A 16834-nucleotide genomic window follows, 5' to 3' on the forward strand; every position below is an offset into this window, starting at 1 on the left:
TCCACCGGGTCAGCGTCCGCGGGTGCCCCTGCTCCGCTTCTCCCCGTTCGGCCACAGTCTGGGCCGGCGCTGCGCCGCCAGGTCCTCGACCCATCCGACGGCGAGGATCATCAGCCCGATCATCGGCCAGACCATGACCAGCGGCAGCACGTTGTAGAGCGAGTCCAGCTCCGTGGCGAAGGATTCGGAGCCCGGGATGTTCCAGAGCAGGTCGATGAGCGGGTACGTCATCATGATCAGCAGGTTGTGCCAGAGGTAGATCGTCACGGCCCGGTTGTTGGCCAGGGTGATCGTCGAGTCGAACTGCTTGAGCTTGCCGGGCAGTTCGTGCCAGGACGGCGAGTACTGGAGCAGGATCACCACGAACCCGAGCGACCAGGTCGCCTGGGCGAGCGGGATCTCGTCCAGGTTCCAGCCCTCGGCGGTGAGATGGCCCGAGGCCCACCACAGGCCGAACGCCATGGTCATGGCCGCCAGCGAGACGGTCAGATAGCGCGGCACCTTCTGGAACATGCCGTCGTTGTGCGCGAAGCCGAGCACCCAGCAGGCGCCGTACACCGCGAAGTCGGTGAGCGCCATCCCGAACTCGCCGGGGACGGTGACCAGTCCGGTGCCGATGACGGCCGTCAGGGCGACGGGGAAGAGCAGCGTCACCCACGGCGCCCGGCGGAACGCCCGTACCAGCAGCGGCGAGAGCAGGACGAACCACAGGTAGGCGCGGATGTACCAGAGCGGGCCCGCGGAGTCCTCGGCCCACGTCGTGTCCAGGATGCCGCTGCCGTCACCGCTCTCGAACGGGAACGGCGGGGCGCCGATCGGCACGAGGTAGTTGAGCAGCCGGACGAGGCCCCACAGCCCCTCCTCGCGCACCGGCTTCCAGCCCATCAGGAACATCACCGGCACGATGACCAGCGCCAGCGCCCACATCGGCGGCAGCAGCCTGCGCAGCCTGCCGCGCAGCACGCTCCACGGCGGGCGCTTCGCGAGCGACCTGGCCATCAGGGACCCGGCCAGCGCGAACATCACGCCCATGGAGGGGAAGAGGACCGTCAGCCAGGCCCAGCCGAAGATGTGGAAGACCACGACGCGGACGAGTGCGACGGCGCGCAGCAGGTCGAGGTAGCGGTCGCGGCCCGGCGGCCGGGGCGCCGGTTCGGCCGCCTCGGGGAGCGGGACGGTGGACGGCGCGACGGGCGGTCCGGCCGGGCCCGGGGTCAGGGTGGGGTGGCCGTACGCGGGGGTGGCGTCCGTACCGCCCGCGTTCACGGAGTGGTGGCTCACGCGACCGGCCTCCGCTCGGTGTCCCGTGCGGACCGGCCCGGGATCGCTCCCGGCGCCTCCACCACGCCGGTGCGGCGCAGCTTCTGCCAGCGCAGCCGGCCGCCGGTGAGCGCGGTGATCCAGGACTGGAGCAGCACGACGTACATGAGCTGCCGGTACAGGATCTGCTGGAGGGGCAGTGAGATGAGGTGTGTCATACGTTCCCCGTCGAGCCGGAAGGCGTAGGCGGCGCACACGGCCTGGACGAGCAGGACGCCCAGCCACGCGCCGACGGTCTTCTGTGTGGGGCCGAAGACCAGGCCGTACACGAGGAAGACGTCGATCAGCGGGGCCAGCAGCGGCGCCAGCACCATGAAGAGGGAGACCAGCGGCAGTCCGACGCGGCCGAAGCGGCCGGAGGGGCCGCGTTCGACGACGGCGCGGCGGTGCTTCCAGATCGCCTGCATCGTGCCGTAGCTCCAGCGGTAGCGCTGGGACCAGAGCTGCTGCACGGACTCCGGGGCCTCGGTCCAGGCGCGGGCGCGCTCGGCGTAGACGACGCGCCAGCCGTCCCGGTGCATGGCCATGGTGATGTCGGTGTCCTCGGCGAGCGTGTCGTCGCTCATCCCGCCGACGCGGTCCAGCGCCTGGCGGCGGAAGGCGCCGATGGCGCCGGGGATGGTGGGCATGCAGCCGAGGACGTCGTACATACGGCGGTCGAGGTTGAAGCCCATCACGTACTCGATGTGCTGCCAGGCCCCGATGAGGGTGTCGCGGTTGCCGACCTTGGCGTTGCCCGCGACGGCGCCGACCCGCGGATCCCCGAAGGGCTGCACCAGCTCCCGCACGGTGGAGGGTTCGAAGACGGTGTCGCCGTCCATCATCACCACGATGTCGTGACTGGCGTGCGCGATGCCGTTGTTGAGGGCGGCCGGTTTGCCGCCGTTCTGCTGGCGTACGACATGGACGCCCGGCAGCCAGAGCGCCTCGACGATGTCGGCGGTCCCGTCGGTCGAGCCGTCGTCGACGACGATCACCTCGACCGGATGGTCGCTCGCCATCAGGGAGTTGACCGTGTTGGCGATGCACTCGCGTTCGTTGTACGCGGGGACGAGGACGGTGACCGGTTCGGTGACCTCGGGGCCCCAGCGGAAGTCGCGGCGGCGCACCTTGCGGGCGTGCGCGAAGGAGAGGATCAGCATCAGCCCGAACCGCGAGATGACCAGGAAGCCGATCACGGCCAGCCCGGCGACCAGGACGCCGGTGAGGTTGTCCGAGAGGGCGACGGCGGCGACCCACGCCTTGCCCTTCCACAACTCGACCCCGGCGACCGGGGTGTGGGCGCTGGGCGCGCCGAGCGCCTCGGTGAGGTTGGCGAAGGTGAAGCCGCGCTTCTGCATCTCGGGCAGGTAGCGGCCGAGCGCCGCGACGGTCTGGGAGCGGTCGCCGCCGGAGTCGTGCATGAGGACGATGGAGCCCTCGTGGCCCTCGGGGGTGACGCCCTTGATGATCGCGTCGACGCCGGGGCGCTTCCAGTCCTCGCTGTCGAGGCTGTCGAGGACGGTGATGTAGCCGCGGCTGCCGATGTACTGGGTGACCGGCCACGACTTGTTGTCCATGGCGTCGGCGAAGGAGGAGTACGGGGGCCGGAAGAGCGAGGAGCGGATCCCGGCGGCGCCCGCGAGCGCGAGTTGGTTCTGGGTCAGCTCCCAGTCGATCCGGGACCGGGTCTGGTAGGAGAGGTCGGGGTGGTTGAAGGTGTGCAGCCCGATCTCGTGACCCTCGTCGACCATGCGCTTGACGAGCGCGGGGTAGCGGGAGGCCATGGTGCCGGTGACGAAGAAGACGCCGTGGGCGTTGTACCTCTTGAGTTCGTCGAGGACCTTGGGGGTCCACTCGGGGTCCGGGCCGTCGTCGAAGGTGAGGACGAGCTTCCGGTCGGGGATGTCGATCGACCGGGCGGCCTCGGTGCCGCGCGCGTCGATGACGGGGCCGCCTTCGAGGATGTGGCGCGGGACCTGGTCCGTGGCGGCCGGGGGGCGGACGCGGTGGTCGGCGAGGATCTCGCTGTGGACGTAGCCGCGGAGCATGAGCATGGCGGCGAGCGCGACGAGGACGAGCGAGGGCAGCAGGTAGCGCATGGGCAGCCGGCGCCGCCGGGCGGGCCGGGCGCTCCTGCGGGGCTTGGCGCTCCGGTGGTTCGCGCCGTGGTGAGGTGCGCCCTGCTGAGGTGTGCCGTGGTGGGTGTGGTGGTCCGTGGTGGTGCCGTGCGGGGTGTCGCTCGGCCGGGCCTTGCGCGGCTGGGCCCGCCTGCCGGAGGAGGTCATCTACCGCGCGCCTTCCGCTGCCAGTTGGCCGCCGTCGTCGACCGACGGTGTCTCGACGGGAGGGCTGGGATCGGTGGACGGCGAGCTGATGTCGCTGGTGGTGGGCGTCGGGGTCCCGCCCCCGGCGCCCGCGGAACCCGCGCCGCCGGAGGTGCCGGTCCCGGTGTCGTCGCTCTTCCCGGGGTCGGGGTCGGTGTCGCCGGGGGTGCCGGAGGCCACGGGGGGCGCAACGGAGTTCGACGGGCCCTGCGCGGGGACGACCGAGTCGCCGGTGGTCACGGTCCCCGAGGTACGGGGCGAGGTGACGCCGCCGGTGTCCGTCGCCGTCGGCGAGACGGCCGGTCCCGCGTCGCCCACCGCGGTCGGGGAGGTGGTGGGGGCGGGCTGTATCTGCACGGTGTCCGGCTGCTTCTTGTCCGCGAGACCCGGTATCTGGAGCCAGGGGGCGGAGGAGTCGCCGCCGAGGAGCGCGGCCACCACGGTGGCGGCGTAGCAGGCGCAGGCGATCGCGACGACCCAGCCGGCCCTGCGGAGCTTCTTGCTGCGCCGGCCGCTCTCGTCGACGAAGACGGGGCCCTCGGGGGGCTCGGCCGTGTCGTCGGCGCCGGGCCGCGGGCCGTGGGCCGGGGCGGGGCCGGTGCCTATGGTGCCGTCGGCGCCTATGACGGTGCCTATGGTGGTGTCGGCGCCCGTGGCGGCGGGCTTCGCCCCGGGACGGGTCCCGGCGGGCAGTTCGGAGAGCTGACGGCCCAGACCGTCCAGTTCCACGGTCACATCGTTCGGCTCGTACATGTGCCCGGTCCGGGCATCTTCGCGCCACTGTTCCACTGAAGTACGCACATCCCCCACCGCTGACTGATTTAGGTGCATACATGAGCTGGCTGAATTTGTCGGCCGAGACCCCACTCGCACCGCGCTCCCCTACCACACCGCACCCGGGCAACGAATGTAGCGCACCGGGAGTGTGTGTGGATCCGGTTCACAAGTTGTGATGTATCAATGCAATGACAGTGGTAGGAGGAGATCGGCAGGGTTCGGATCCAGCCATCCTTCTTCGGCTGCGAGCCCGGCAGCGGCAGCTCGTAGCGCGTCCAGCCCCGGATGACGCGACTCTTTGCGCCACACGAGCGAGAGCGGCGACAGCGGGACGGGATCGACGAGCGGACGCAGCACTGTGTCCGGCATCACCGGGAAATCTACGACGGCCAGGACCGGTTGGCGATGCTTGGCCATGACTCGGCGGAACTCCTGCGCGCCGACGGCCATCGGCGCGGGCGGGGCGATCCCGATGGAGCGCCCCGCGAAGAGCCGCCGCGCCAGCCCGGTCCACTCCGCGGTCCCCGGGTTGCCGGCGCCCGCGTACACGCTCTCGCCCGCGAGCGCGTCGAGCGGCACCTCGGGGAGCCGGGCCAGCGGATGGTCGTACGGCAGGAGCACGGCCATCGGTTCGTACCGTACGAGTTGGTGGGCGAGCGCGTCGCGCAGGACGGGCGCGAGCCCTCCCACGTAGCCGAAGGAGGCGTCGAGCCGCCCCGCGAGGAGGTCGTCGGCGGCGGCGGTCAGACCGCTGCGGAAGCGCGCCATCAGCTCGTGGTGCGGGGCGAGTTCCCGGGCGCGCGCCAGTACCCGCCCGGAGACCATGCCCTCGGTGTTGAGGTCCACGAGCAGCGGCGGCGCCTCGCCCGTGCGGGCGGCCAGCAGTTCGTCCTGGGCGGCGAGCACCCGGCGGGCGTACGGGAGCAGCCGCTCGCCGTCCGCCGTCAGGGTCACCCTGCGGGTGGTCCTGACGAACAACTCCACGCCCAACTCCCGCTCCAGCCGACGGACATCGCGGCTGAGGGCCTGCTGGGCGAGGTACAGCCGGGCGGCGGCGCGGGTGAAGTGCAGCTCTTCGGCGGTGACGGTGAAGGCGCGCAGCAGCCGGGGGTCGATGTCCTGGGGCACACGGCATTGAACAGCGCGTGTCCGGCATTGACAACGGAATTGCGTGAACGGCCGCCCATCAGGTGTTGGACCGGGCACGGAGCGGGCCCCGAGGGTGAGGCCATGCCGTACTCCCGCTCCCCGCGCCCCCGTTCCCGTCCGTTCACCGCCCCGCGCCCCTCCCCCGACCGGCGGACCACACCGCTGCCGGCGGTGACCGGCTCCACGCTGGTCCTGGCCGCGAGGCAGGAGGCGTACGGAAGCACACACCACGGTGTGCGCCGGGACGCCCCGCGCCGGAGTGCGCGGCGGCGTGCGCGTCCCTACGCCCGGCTCTTCGCGCCCCCGGGCGCCCGCGCGTTCACCGCGGGGAACCTGCTCGCGCGCCTCCCGATGGGGATGTTCAGCGTGGCCGCCGTGATCATGATCGCCGGGTCGCGCGGGTCGTACGCGCTGGCGGGCGCCGTCACCGCCACCGGTCTCGCGGCCACGGCCCTGGCCGGCCCCTGGACGGCGCGCCTCGTCGACCGGTACGGACAGGCCCGTGTCGCCGTCCCCGCCACCGTGATCGCCGTACTCGGTTCGGTGGCCCTGCTGCTCTGCGTACGGTACGGGGCCCCGGACTGGACGCTCTTCGCCGCCTACGCGGCGACCGCCACCACCCCCAACACGGGCGGCATGTCCCGGGCGCGCTGGGCCCATCTGCACCGGGGCGACGCGGCGGCCCTGCACACCGCCCACGCCTTCGAACAGGCCGCCGACGAGCTGTGTTTCATGCTGGGTCCGGTGCTGGCCGCCTTCCTGTGCACCGCGCTCTTCCCCGAGGCGGGCACCCTGACCGGCGCGGTCCTGCTGCTGACCGGCATCCTGGTCTTCGCGGCCCAGCGCGCCACCGAACCGCCCGCCGCCGGGCGTACCGCCGCCTCCCTGGCCCCGCTGCACTCCCCCGCGCTGACCGCGCTGCTCGCCGTCTTCCTCGCCACGGGCGTGGTCTTCGGCGCCATGGAGGTCGTCACGCTCGCCCACGCCGACGACCGGGGACACGGGGCGTGGGCGGGCGCGGTGCTCGCGCTCCAGGCCGCCGGATCGGGGGTCTCGGGGCTGCTGCTCGGCTCGCTGGCCCCGGCGCGCCGTCCGCGGGTGAGGCTGCCGCTGTGTGTCGCCGCGATGGCGGCGCTGCTGGTCCTGCCGGCGCTCGCGGCGCGTACGGGCTCGCTGCCGCTGCTGGCCGGGGCGCTGCTGCTGGCGGGCGCGGCGACCGCGCCGACGATGGTGACGGGGATGACCCTCGTCCAGCGCCTCACGCCGGAGGCCCGGCTGAACGAGTCGATGACCCTGGCGGTGACCGCGCTGCTCGCGGGGATCGCGGCGGGCGCGGCCCTGGGCGGCTGGGCGGCGGAACACACCACTCCGGCCGAGGCCTACGCCGTACCGCCGGTGGCGGCGTCGCTCGCGCTGCTCGTCGCGGTCCTCGGGGTGTGCCGGCCGGGGAGGCGCCAGGAGGGAACGGCACGGTGACGGGGACCGGGCACCTCACCGGGTGCGGCCCCCGCCACGGGAGGAGTTCTACTCCTTGGGGACCTCGGGCCGGTCCATGATCCGCAGCCAGGAGCCGTCCGGCTGCTGACGCGCGACCTGGACCCGGCCGCCCGTGTTGTCGGAGTCACGGGTGGAGGTGAGGGCGAGGTCGCCGTAGCGCACGGTCGGCAGCGGGTCCTCGACCGGGAAGGGCAGCGGCGCGTGTTCGAGCATCCGCTCCCAGACCGCGCGGATCGCCTCCCGGCCCACCGTCGAGCCGCCCGGCGGATAGGCGAGCACCGCGTCGGACGCGTACAGCTCGGACAGCCCTTCGGCGTCCCGGGCGTTGGCCCTCTCCACGAAGAGCCGGGCCAGTTCCTCGGGCGTCGCGGCGGGTTGACGGGTTTCGGACATGATCAACTCCTATCTCTGCTCACCCGCAACCCTCGCGTACCAACTTCCAGAAGTCCAAGACTTAGTAAATCTCATTGCTAGAATCACTGCTTATGGAACTTCGGCAGCTCGCATACTTCGTGGCCGTGGTCGAGGAGCAGAACTTCACCCGCGCCGCCGCCAGGATGAACGTGGCCCAGCCCGGGGTGAGCGCTCAGGTACGCCAACTGGAGCGCGAACTCGGACAGGAGCTGCTGGACCGCTCGGGCCGCTCGGTCCAACTGACCGAGGCGGGCACGGCCGTCCTGCCGTACGCGCGCGCCGCGCTCGCCGCGGTGGAGGGCGTACGGCTCACCGTCGACGAGCTGACCGGGCTGCTCCGGGGCCGGGTCGCCATCGGGACGGTGACCTCCCACCAGGTCGATCTGCCCGGACTGCTCGCCGGATTCCACAACGACCACCCGGGCGTCGAGATCTCGCTGTGCGAGGAGACCTCCGACCAGCTCCTCGACGGGCTGCGCACGGGACGGCTCGACGCGGCGATCATCAGTGTGGGGGACACGGCCCCGGACGACATCGAGATGCATGTGGTCGACGACCAGGAGCTGGTCGCCGCGGTCCACAAGGACCACGAACTCGCGGTCCAGTCGGCCATCTCGCTGGACACGCTGCGCGGCCGGCCGCTGATCAGCCTGCCCGGCGGCACCGGGCTGCGCGCGCGGCTCGACGACGCGTGCGCCGGGGTCGGCTTCGTCCCCCAGATCGCGTTCGAGGCCGGCGATCTGAACGTGCTGGCCCAACTCGCCGCCCGTGGGCTCGGGATCGCGATCCTGCCCTGTGCGTTCGCCGCGACGCGCGCGGCGCGGCTGCGGGCGGTCCCGATCAGGGAGCCGGTCCTGCGCGGACGTCTGGCCTTCGCCTGGCGGCCCGGCGGGCCCACCAGTCCGGCCGGCCGCGCGCTGATCGCCCGCGCCCGCCGCAGGCTGCCCGTCGTCGACGGGACCGTCCGGACCCCCCGCGCCTGACGGGGTGTTCACCCGCTCACGGGGCTCCGGCGGTTCCCCGGCTCAGGAGGAGAGCCGCGCCCGGCAGCGGCCGACGGACGAGCCGCCCATGGTGGCGAACCGCTCGGGCATCTCCAGGGCCGTCATCCAGACCAGGCTGGAGAAGGAGTAGGTCAGATTCCCCTTGTCGTCCACTCCGCAGGCGCTGAGCACATTGTGTTCGACGAGGTGTTCCAGGATGTCCTCGGCCTCGACCCCGCTCACTTCGAGAGGGAGCGACGCGGTGACGGCGGATATCTGGCCGGAGGGCAGCAGCGCCAGCCAGGCGAGCGCCGATCTCATGTCGTCGGAGAGGTGACCGAAGCTCCGCTGGATCTTCGAGCGGACATCGAGATCGGCGATCCGTAATTCGTCGAGACGGTTCCGCGAGGGGTCGACCATCCGGCCCACGAGATGGGATATCGGCCAGTGGGGTTTGGCCGCCAGCCGCGCCGCGGCCACCCGGACCGCCAGCGGAAGCCGGTCGCAGAGCTCGACCAGCGCCTCCGTGGACACCGGCTCCGCCGAGACCCGGCCGTCGCCGACGATCCGGCTCACCAGCTCGACGGCCTCGGCGCGGTCGAAGGCGCCGACCCGGGTGATACGGGCTCCTTCCAGCGGGGCCAGGCAGGAGCGGCTCGTCACGATGACCCGGGACTCGCCGACCCCCGGCAGGAACGGGCGCACCTGCTTCTCGTCCATCACGTTGTCGAGGAGTACGAGCATCTTCCGGCTGGCGATGTTGCTCCGGTACAGCCAGATCCGCTCGATCAGGGAGCTGGGCAGCGTCACGTCCGGGTCGACCGCGCGGATGAGTTCACCGAGGACGCCGTAGGTCCCGCGCATGCGGTTCCCCTCTTTGGTGAAGTCCACGTGCAACTGCCCGTCGGGGAACTTCGCGGCGTTCTCGTGGGCCGCCCGTACCGCCAGCGCGCTCTTGCCCGACCCGACCATCCCCGTGATGACCAGGGGCTGGGCGGGGCTCGACGGGGAGAGCCGCTCGGCCAGCTCCCGCAGTTCGGCCCGGCGGCCGGTGAAGTCCGCGATGTCCGGCGGGATCCTGGCGGGGATCTCGGCCGTGGGCCGGTGGCGTACGGTGTGCAGCCGCACGCGCGGCGCGTCCAGTTCCGGGTCGCCGTTGAGGATGCCCTGGAAGACGGCGTTCAGCGACGGGCTCGGGTAGACGCCGAGGTCCTCGGCGAGCACCTTGCGGGCGGAGTAGTAGACGGCCAGCGCGTCCGCCTGCCGGCCGCTGCGGTACAGCGCCTTCATGAGCAGGGAGCGCAGCCGCTCCCGTACGGGGAACTCCTCCACCAGATCGGTGAGGGCCGTCAGGAGTTCGGCATGGCGCCCGAGCCCCAGATCCGCCTCCGCCATCTGCTCGAACACGGTGATCCTCGACTCGTCGAGCCGGGGCAGTTCGGTGTCGGCCAGATGGGACGTCACTCCCCCGAGCGCCGATCCGCGCCATTGCGCCAGCGCCTCGGACAGATAGGCGGAAGCCCCTTCGTACCGCTGGTCGAGCAGCGCGGCCTGGCCGAGGGACGACAGCCGCAGGAATTCCGCGTAGTCCAGCTTCACGGGGCCGATCGGCAGGACGTACCCGGTCGACCGGCGCACGATGGTGACTTCGGGACCGACCGCCTTGCGCAGCCGGGACACGTAGGTGTGAATCTGCGCCTGTACCGTCGTGGGCGGCTGGACCCCCCACAACGCCTCACTGATCTCACTGTTGGAGATGGTTTTTCCATTCGCCAGAAGCAGAGCAGCAAGAATCGATTTCGGCTTGCTTCCCCCCAGCGGCACCAAGCGTTCCTCGTGCGAAATCTCAACCGGCCCCAGAATACGGAACTCCATATTCCCACCGGCCCCCTTCTTTAATGAGATAACCAATGGAAGAGGTCGCGCAGTCGAGCAAAGCGGGACCTTGTCACGCGAAAGCAGACCAACGCGACCCCCCCGAGTCCACTTGAAGCCCTGATGACAGCGTTGTCACCGGCGCTGTTTCAACCTAATCATCAAATACCTTCTCCGATCCAGAGGGACACACGCGACGCGAGGCCGTCCGGAACCGTCCAGGGAATCCCCCACACCGCCCACCCGCCGGGGATTCCCGGAAACATGCAATTCCGGTCACGGAACAGATGTCCGGAAACAGTGGCCGGGAGCCCCGCTCGCGCACCCCCCGGCCACGTCCGGCCGCACGAACCGGTCACGGAGCGTCCCGCACCGGTCGCACGCCGTGTGTGTCCGCCGCGATCACGTCACCCGGCGGCGGCCGGGGCGATGTTGTGGTTGAGGCGGAACAGATTGGCCGGGTCGTGGACGCTCTTGAGTTCCGCGAGCCGGCGGAGGTCGTCGGACGCATAGACGGCGCTCGTCTGGTCGGGCATGTCCTCGTCGCTGTAGACGAAATTCAGCGAACGTCCCGTGGTCCACGGCCGCAGCGCGTCGAAAAGCCTCTGGTGCACGGGCTTGGCCACATCGAGATCGGAGGCCGCCAGGGGCGTCAGCACGCGCAGGATGAACTGCGCGTCCCGGTTTCCGACCGCGCTGGGAACGGCGGGCGGCCGGGAAAGGGCGCCCCCCAGATGCCGCAGATCGATCACGCACAGCGCGGGCGCCCCGGGACCCGCCACATCGAGCACCGTCTTGACCAGCACCGAGGAATCCAATTCACCCAGCAACACATTGTTCCCGTAGTACGCGTGCGGGAAGGCCGGGTCGTTGTAGATGGTGCCGCAGGCGGTGTACGGCATTTCCCGCACGCTGTCGATCAGCCGGGGGCCGATCGCCCGCAGCGGCGCCACCAGACGCTCCCCGGAGGCCTCGTCGCCGGTGTAGGCGATCCGTACGTGGGCCACGTAACGGCCCCGCAGCGGGGCGGGGACGACCGGGAGGTCCGGATAGGCCATCAGCGAGACGGACGAGGTCAGTTCCTCGGGCACGGTCGCGGTCCACGCCAGATAGGCGGTGAGCACGTCCGTCACCGCCTCGGCGGGGAAGAACAGCCCGCCGCCGTAGAGCCGGCTGACCGGGAAGAGGTCGACCTCCATGCTCGTCACCACACCGAAGTTGTCCCGCCCGCCGCGCAGCGCCCAGAACAGGTCGGGATCGCTCCCGGCCGTGACCGTGCGGACCGTCGCGTCGGCGGTGACCACGTCGATGGAGCGCACATGGTCGGCCGCGTACCCGAACTCGCGGGCCAGCAGCCCCAGTCCGCCGCCGAGCGTGTAGGCGACCGCGCCCACGTGCGGGGCGGAGCCGTTGAGCGGCGCGAGCCCGTGCGGGGCCGCGTCCGCGACGACCTGTTCCCACCGCACACCGGCGTCGAAGCGGGCGGTGCGGGCCTCGGGGTCGATCACGACGCCGTCCATCCGGCGGGTGCTGATGAGCAGCCCCTCGCCGTCGGCGGCGGCGGACAGCCCGTGCCCGGTGGCCTGCACGGCGACCGGCAGCCCGTGCTCGGCCGCGAAGGCCACGGCGGCGCTCACGTCGGCCGCCCCGGCCGCGCCGACGATCACCGCGGGGCGGTGGCGGAAGGCGGTCTGGAATCCGGAGCGTTCCTCGTCGTACCCGGGGCGGCCCGGCCGGAACACCGGCCCTTCGACCCGTTCCGAAAGCTCCTGGATCGCTGCTGCCGGGAGTTCACTCATGACGGTGCTGTTCCTTTCGCGGGGCGCGGAGGACACGGGCGGGAGAGCAAGCCCATGTGTGCACAGCCTGGAGCACCGGTCACTAGTAGTCCAAGATCTGGTTCGTCTCACTGCTAGCATCATTCGTTATGGAGCTGAGGCAGTTGGAGTACTTCATCGCCGTGGCCGAGGAAGCGAGTTTCACCAGAGCGGCTGCCCGGGTGCAGGTCGCCCAGCCCGGGGTGAGCGCCCAGATCCGCCGCCTCGAAAGAGAACTCGGTGAAGAGCTGCTGGACCGCTCCGGCCGCACCGTCCGGCTGACCGAGGTGGGCGCGGCGGTGCTGCCGTACGCGAGGGCCGCCCTGGCCGCGGTCATGGACACCCGCCTGGCCGTCGACGAACTCACCGGACTGGTCCGCGGGCAGGTCGCGCTCGGCGTGGTGCCCTCCTGCGGAGCCATCGACCTGCCCGCGCTGCTCGCCGGTTTCCACCGGGGCCACCCCTCGGTGGAGATCACCCTCTCGGAGGCCAACTCCGAACAGCTCGTCGCCTCGCTGCGGGCGGGCCGGCTCGACGCGGCGATCATCGGCCTGTCGGCCACCCACGCGCCGGGCGTCCGTACCCAGGTCATCGCCGACGAGGCGCTGGTCGGCGCCGTCTGCCAGGGGGACCCCCTCGCCGGGCGCGCGGAGATCACCCTGGACGACCTCAGGGACCGTACGCTGATCAGCCTCCCGCGCGGCACCGGGCTGCGCACGAGTCTCGACGAGGCGTGCTCCGCCGCCGGCTTCGCCCCGCGGATCGGCTTCGAGGCCGGAAACCCCAGCACCCTGGCCGAACTCGCCGGGGGCGGACTGGGGCTGGCGATCCTGCCCGAACCCCTCGCACGCGCCCACCCGGCCGGGCTGTGGGTGCTGCCCTTCGACCCTCCGGTGCTCCGCGGGCGGCTCGCGCTCGGCTGGCGCGGCGGCGAACCGGTCAGCCCGGCGGCGCGGGCGTTCCTCGGCCACGCCCGGCTGGTCATGGCCGAGGAGCCCGCGGTACGGCTGGAGTTCGCGGGGGACGCGCCGGGATAGCGGTGCGGGACGCGCCAGGCGTGTCGGGGGCGTTACGGGAGCCACGGACGACCCCTGACGCGCTGTCACCCCCGGCGTTACGGAACCCTCTCGCGTCCCCGACGTCCCGTCAGTCGGCACCGGTGACGCGGTGCCACTCCAGCACCCGGCGCTGCGGCCGGCCGACCAGCGCGTCGCCGTACAGCGTGAGCCGGTCGCCCTCCAGGGTCAGGTCCCGGACCTGGTCGGTGCCGATCCACCCGGGGTCGGGGGCCACCGTGATGGTGTGGACGACCTGGTCCCCGAGCCGCCGCCAGGTCCCCGCGTAGCTCATGTAGCTCCGCGCCGGCCGCTCCGCCGGCGGCTCGCCGGGCCCCCGGGGCTCCACCGCGCGCATCATCGTCACCGACACGTGCCCCTCGGCGGAGTAGAAGAGCAGACCTGTCGGGTCGGGGCCCAACGGGCCCTCCCGGGTGGACCCTTCGGCGTCGACGTCGTGGAACGAGGCCAGCCGCCACACCCCGGTGATCTCGCCCGCCGACGGGTCGCCCCCGCCCACCCGGTCCTCCGGCCCCGGCATCAGGCGGCCGGGGTGGCGGGAGGCTCCACCCGCCCTTCCGCCCCGCCGAGCACCGGGTCCAGGGTGAGCGCGTTCACCTCGTGGGGTGCGCCGAGCGGTACGGCGCTCACCGCGTCCAGCCGGGCCGTCTGGTCCTCGGTGAGGGTGATGTCCAGGGCTTCCAGATAGTCCGCGAGCTGGGCCTCGTCGCGGGGCCCGATGACCGGGACGAACCCGGTGCCGGCCCGCCGGGCGCGGGAGCGCACCCAGGCGACGGCGATCCGCGCCGGGGGCTCCCCGGTCTCCTTCGCCACGGTCAGCACCTCGTCGAGGATCGCCTCCCGCTGGTCGGCGTCCCCGCCGCGGATCACGCGCTTGCCCTCGCTGGTCCAGCCGTCGGCGCCGCGCCGGTACAGCCCGGTGAGCAGCCCGCCGCCGAGCGGCGACCACAGGGCCGCGCCGAGGCCGAGGCTGTCGGCCATGGGCAGCAGCTCCCGGTCGGGGGTGCGCTGCGCCAGGCTGTACTCGCTCTGGATGCCGGTGACCGGCGCCCAGCCGCGCGCCTCGGCGATGGCGGCGGCCCGGGAGACCCGCCAGGCGGGGAAGTTGGAGAGCCCGGCGTACAGGATCTTCCCGGCGCGTACGAGGTCGTCGAAGGCGGCCAGGATCTCCTCGACGGGGGTGACCGTGTCGGGGAAGTGCGCCCAGTACAGGTCGATGTAGTCGGTGCCCAGACGTCTCAGGCTGGCCTCGACGGACCGGACCATGTTCTTGCGGCTGTTGCCCGTGCCGGAGACGTGGAGCCGGGGCGAGGCCCCGTTGGTGAACTTGGTCGCGAGGACGAAGTGGTCGCGGTCGGCGGCGACGAACTCGCCCACCAGCTCCTCGGACTCGCCGAACTGGTAGCAGTCGGCGGTGTCGATGAAGGTACCGCCCGCCTCGGCGAACCGCTCGAACACGGCCCGGGACCCCTCCCGGTCCGCGCCCGGCCCGCGTCTGCCCCACAGCAGGTCGGAGCCGGGCCCGTCGCTTCTCGCGCGGGTGCCGAAGTTGCCCGTGCCGAGGGCGTACTCCGACACCCGCAGACCGGTGTCACGGCCGAAGGTGGTGTAGCGCATGGCGACTCCCGTCAGTGCTTCACGTGTCCGTGGGCCCCGCGTGCCCCGTTCCCGGCACGGCGCCCGGCAGCCTCCCGGCGACCTGGCGCAGCAGCTCGCGCTGCTCGGCGCGGAGGTAGAAGTGGCCCCCGGGAAGGAAGTTCAGGTCGACCGGTCCCCGGGTGTGGTTCCCCCAGTCCTCGAAACGGAAGGTGTCCCGTTCCTCGGTCCCGGCGAAGACCGTGACCGGCAGGTCGAGCGGCGGCCCCGGGACGTACGCGTACGTCTCGAAGACCGCGACGTCGGACCGGGTGTAGCTGAGCACGATCGTGAGGAGCTCGGGGTGCGAGCGGACCGCGTCCGGCAGCGGACCCCACCGGCGTTCCGTCTCGGCCAGCAGTTCGGCGTCGGGGAGCGTGTGCATCGGCGTCCCGCGGCCGGACAGGGGCAGGGGCGGCGGCGGACAGGACGACAGGAACAGCCGCTCCGGCTGCCGCCGGCCGAGGTCGCGGAGCGTTCTGGCGACCTCGAAGGCGACCAGCCCGCCGAGGCTGTGGCCGAAGAAGGCGAACGGCCGGTCGAAGGAGACCGCCTCCACCAGCGCGTCGACCAGCGGCCTCATCGCGGTGTACGGCGGCTCGGCCCGGCGTGACGCCCGGCCGGGCAACTGCACCGCCCAGACCTGCGCCCCGGGCAGCCCGTCGGACCAGCGGACGTACTCTCCGGGCGATCCCCCGGCGTGTGTGAAGCAGTACAGATCGACGGGGGCGTCCGGTCTGCGCTGCCGGCGGATGAGCCAGGGCGTGCCCGGGGCGGCGCCCGCCGCGCCGGTCTTCGGCTCGGTCGCTTCCACGATGGTGACTCCTCACGGGACGGCCGGTCATCGGCTGCTGTCGCCGTCGGCCGTCGACTTGTCGATGAGTTCGGCGAGTTGGGCCGCCGTCTCGGCCTCGTACAGCGACAGCACGTCGAGGTCCACCGCGAAGAGCTCGCGGGTACGGGTCAGGAGCTGGACGGCGATGAGCGAGTCACCGCCGAGGTCGAAGAAGCTGTCGTCCGGGCCGACTTCGGGGAGTCCGAGGATCTCCGCGTACAGCCGGGCCACCACGAGGACGGTCTCCTCCCGGTCCGGTCCGCCGCCGTCCTCCGTCACGGGCGCGGGGCCGGGCTCGGCACGGAGGGGTGCGGGCTCGGGCTCGGGCACTTCGACGAGGTGGCGCTGCCGCTCGAAGGGGTACGCGGGCAGGGGGACCCGCAGCCTGCGCCGGCCGCCGTGGACCGCGTCCCAGGAGACCGCCGCGCCGGCCAGCCACAGCTCGCCCAGGGCGGTGAGCAGCGACGGGGGTTCACCGGCGGCGCCGGTCCCGGTCAGCGTGGGGACCAGGACATGGGTGTCGGCGCGGCCCGGGTTCGCGCGGGCCAGGGAGGTCAGCGCGGCACCGGCCCCGATCTCGACCAGGACGGCGTGGGGCTCCGCCAGCAGCGCGGCGAGCGCGGCCCCGGTGTTCCCCTCCTCCGCCGGGGCGGCGGACCAGCGGGCGCGCTCCACCACCTCGTCGGGGGCGAGCAGCCGTCCCGACACCGCGCAGGCGACGGGGATACGGGGCGCCCGGGGGCCGACCTCGCGGACCAGCTCCTGGAAGCGGTCGGCCGCCGCTGTGTCTCCGGCGGTCCCGTCGGTTCGGGCGGTCCCGTCGGTTCGGGCGGTCCCGTCGGTTCGGGCGGTCCCGTCGCCGCCGTCGGTTCCGTCGCCGCCGTTCAGCAGCCGGGCCCGGCCGAGCACCAGCCGGACCGCGCCGTCGAGGTCGAGCGCCCCGGCCACGGTGGCCGCCGTCAGCGCGCCGACCCCCGTGCCGAGGACGCTCGCGGGCCGGATGCCCCAGGTCTTCCACAGCCGCGCCAGCGCGTACTCCTCGGCGAAGGCGGTCAGATCGGCGGTGCCCGGGTCGGTGTGCGTCCCGCCCCGGCGCAGCGCCTCGGCCGCCGCCGCCCCGCGATGGGGCGCCGCGGCGGCGTGGCACTCC

The 16834-nt window shown here is 72.5% G+C and carries 14 protein-coding genes; 3 read left to right on the forward strand and 11 right to left on the reverse strand.

Going from position 1 to position 16834, the window contains the following annotated elements:
- Positions 1-9: 9 nt before the first annotated feature.
- From ACFXPK_RS26330 to ACFXPK_RS26345, 4 genes are all read right to left on the reverse strand, one after another.
- Entirely contained in the window at positions 10-1281 is a 1272-nt protein-coding gene (locus tag ACFXPK_RS26330; protein WP_385079216.1) for an acyltransferase, read from the reverse strand.
- Positions 1278-3401: a bifunctional polysaccharide deacetylase/glycosyltransferase family 2 protein gene (locus ACFXPK_RS26335; RefSeq protein WP_385079242.1), complete on the reverse strand. Its 2124-nt coding sequence runs from the start codon at positions 3399-3401 to the stop codon at positions 1278-1280. Before ACFXPK_RS26335 ends, ACFXPK_RS26330 begins: the two co-directional genes overlap by 4 nt.
- 186 nt (positions 3402-3587) lie before the next feature.
- Complete coding sequence (locus tag ACFXPK_RS26340) at positions 3588-4379, reverse strand: hypothetical protein (RefSeq protein WP_385079219.1); 792 nt, start codon at positions 4377-4379, stop codon at positions 3588-3590.
- Positions 4380-4583: 204 nt separating this feature from the next.
- A complete protein-coding gene (locus ACFXPK_RS26345; protein WP_385079222.1) occupies positions 4584-5531 on the reverse strand; it encodes a LysR family transcriptional regulator in 948 nt (315 codons plus the stop codon).
- Between the two features lie 102 nt (positions 5532-5633).
- Here ACFXPK_RS26345 and ACFXPK_RS26350 point away from each other — a divergent pair, with 102 nt between their 5' ends.
- Positions 5634-7028, forward strand: coding sequence for an MFS transporter (locus ACFXPK_RS26350; protein ID WP_385079225.1), 1395 nt, complete (start codon positions 5634-5636; stop codon positions 7026-7028).
- 48 nt (positions 7029-7076) lie between these two features.
- Here the strand turns inward: ACFXPK_RS26350 and ACFXPK_RS26355 are convergent, their stop codons facing one another.
- The gene (locus tag ACFXPK_RS26355; RefSeq protein ID WP_385079228.1) at positions 7077-7442 is read right to left on the reverse strand and encodes a YybH family protein; all 366 of its coding nucleotides are present in this window, start codon (positions 7440-7442) and stop codon (positions 7077-7079) included.
- A 92-nt stretch (positions 7443-7534) separates the two neighbouring features.
- Between ACFXPK_RS26355 and ACFXPK_RS26360 the strand changes: the two genes are divergently transcribed.
- Positions 7535-8446, forward strand: a complete 912-nt coding sequence (locus tag ACFXPK_RS26360; protein ID WP_385002779.1) for a LysR family transcriptional regulator — start codon at positions 7535-7537, stop codon at positions 8444-8446.
- A gap of 42 nt (positions 8447-8488) precedes the next feature.
- On the opposite strand, the gene ACFXPK_RS26365 is transcribed toward ACFXPK_RS26360, so the two are convergent.
- Positions 8489-10321, reverse strand: a complete 1833-nt coding sequence (locus ACFXPK_RS26365) for a BTAD domain-containing putative transcriptional regulator (protein WP_385079230.1) — start codon at positions 10319-10321, stop codon at positions 8489-8491.
- A 407-nt stretch (positions 10322-10728) separates the two neighbouring features.
- The gene (locus ACFXPK_RS26370) at positions 10729-12120 is read right to left on the reverse strand and encodes an FAD-binding oxidoreductase (RefSeq protein ID WP_385002773.1); all 1392 of its coding nucleotides are present in this window, start codon (positions 12118-12120) and stop codon (positions 10729-10731) included.
- 128 nt (positions 12121-12248) lie between these two features.
- Between ACFXPK_RS26370 and ACFXPK_RS26375 the strand changes: the two genes are divergently transcribed.
- Complete coding sequence (locus tag ACFXPK_RS26375) at positions 12249-13175, forward strand: LysR substrate-binding domain-containing protein (protein WP_385002770.1); 927 nt, start codon at positions 12249-12251, stop codon at positions 13173-13175.
- 109 nt (positions 13176-13284) lie between these two features.
- Here the strand turns inward: ACFXPK_RS26375 and ACFXPK_RS26380 are convergent, their stop codons facing one another.
- The 4 genes from ACFXPK_RS26380 to ACFXPK_RS26395 form a co-directional block, all read right to left on the reverse strand.
- Entirely contained in the window at positions 13285-13734 is a 450-nt protein-coding gene (locus tag ACFXPK_RS26380) for a lipocalin-like domain-containing protein (RefSeq protein WP_385079234.1), read from the reverse strand.
- The gene (locus tag ACFXPK_RS26385; RefSeq protein WP_385002764.1) at positions 13734-14831 is read right to left on the reverse strand and encodes an aldo/keto reductase; all 1098 of its coding nucleotides are present in this window, start codon (positions 14829-14831) and stop codon (positions 13734-13736) included. Before ACFXPK_RS26385 ends, ACFXPK_RS26380 begins: the two co-directional genes overlap by 1 nt.
- A gap of 19 nt (positions 14832-14850) precedes the next feature.
- On the reverse strand, positions 14851-15663 hold the full coding sequence (locus ACFXPK_RS26390; RefSeq protein ID WP_385079236.1) for a thioesterase II family protein: 813 nt from the start codon (positions 15661-15663) through the stop codon (positions 14851-14853).
- Positions 15664-15690: 27 nt separating this feature from the next.
- Positions 15691-16834, reverse strand: a 1144-nt coding sequence (locus ACFXPK_RS26395) for a phosphopantetheine-binding protein (protein ID WP_385079239.1), incomplete at its 5' end; no start/stop codon positions are given.

Source organism: Streptomyces sp. NPDC059142, assembly GCF_042755665.1.
Taxonomy (GTDB): Bacteria; Actinomycetota; Actinomycetes; order Streptomycetales; family Streptomycetaceae; genus Streptomyces.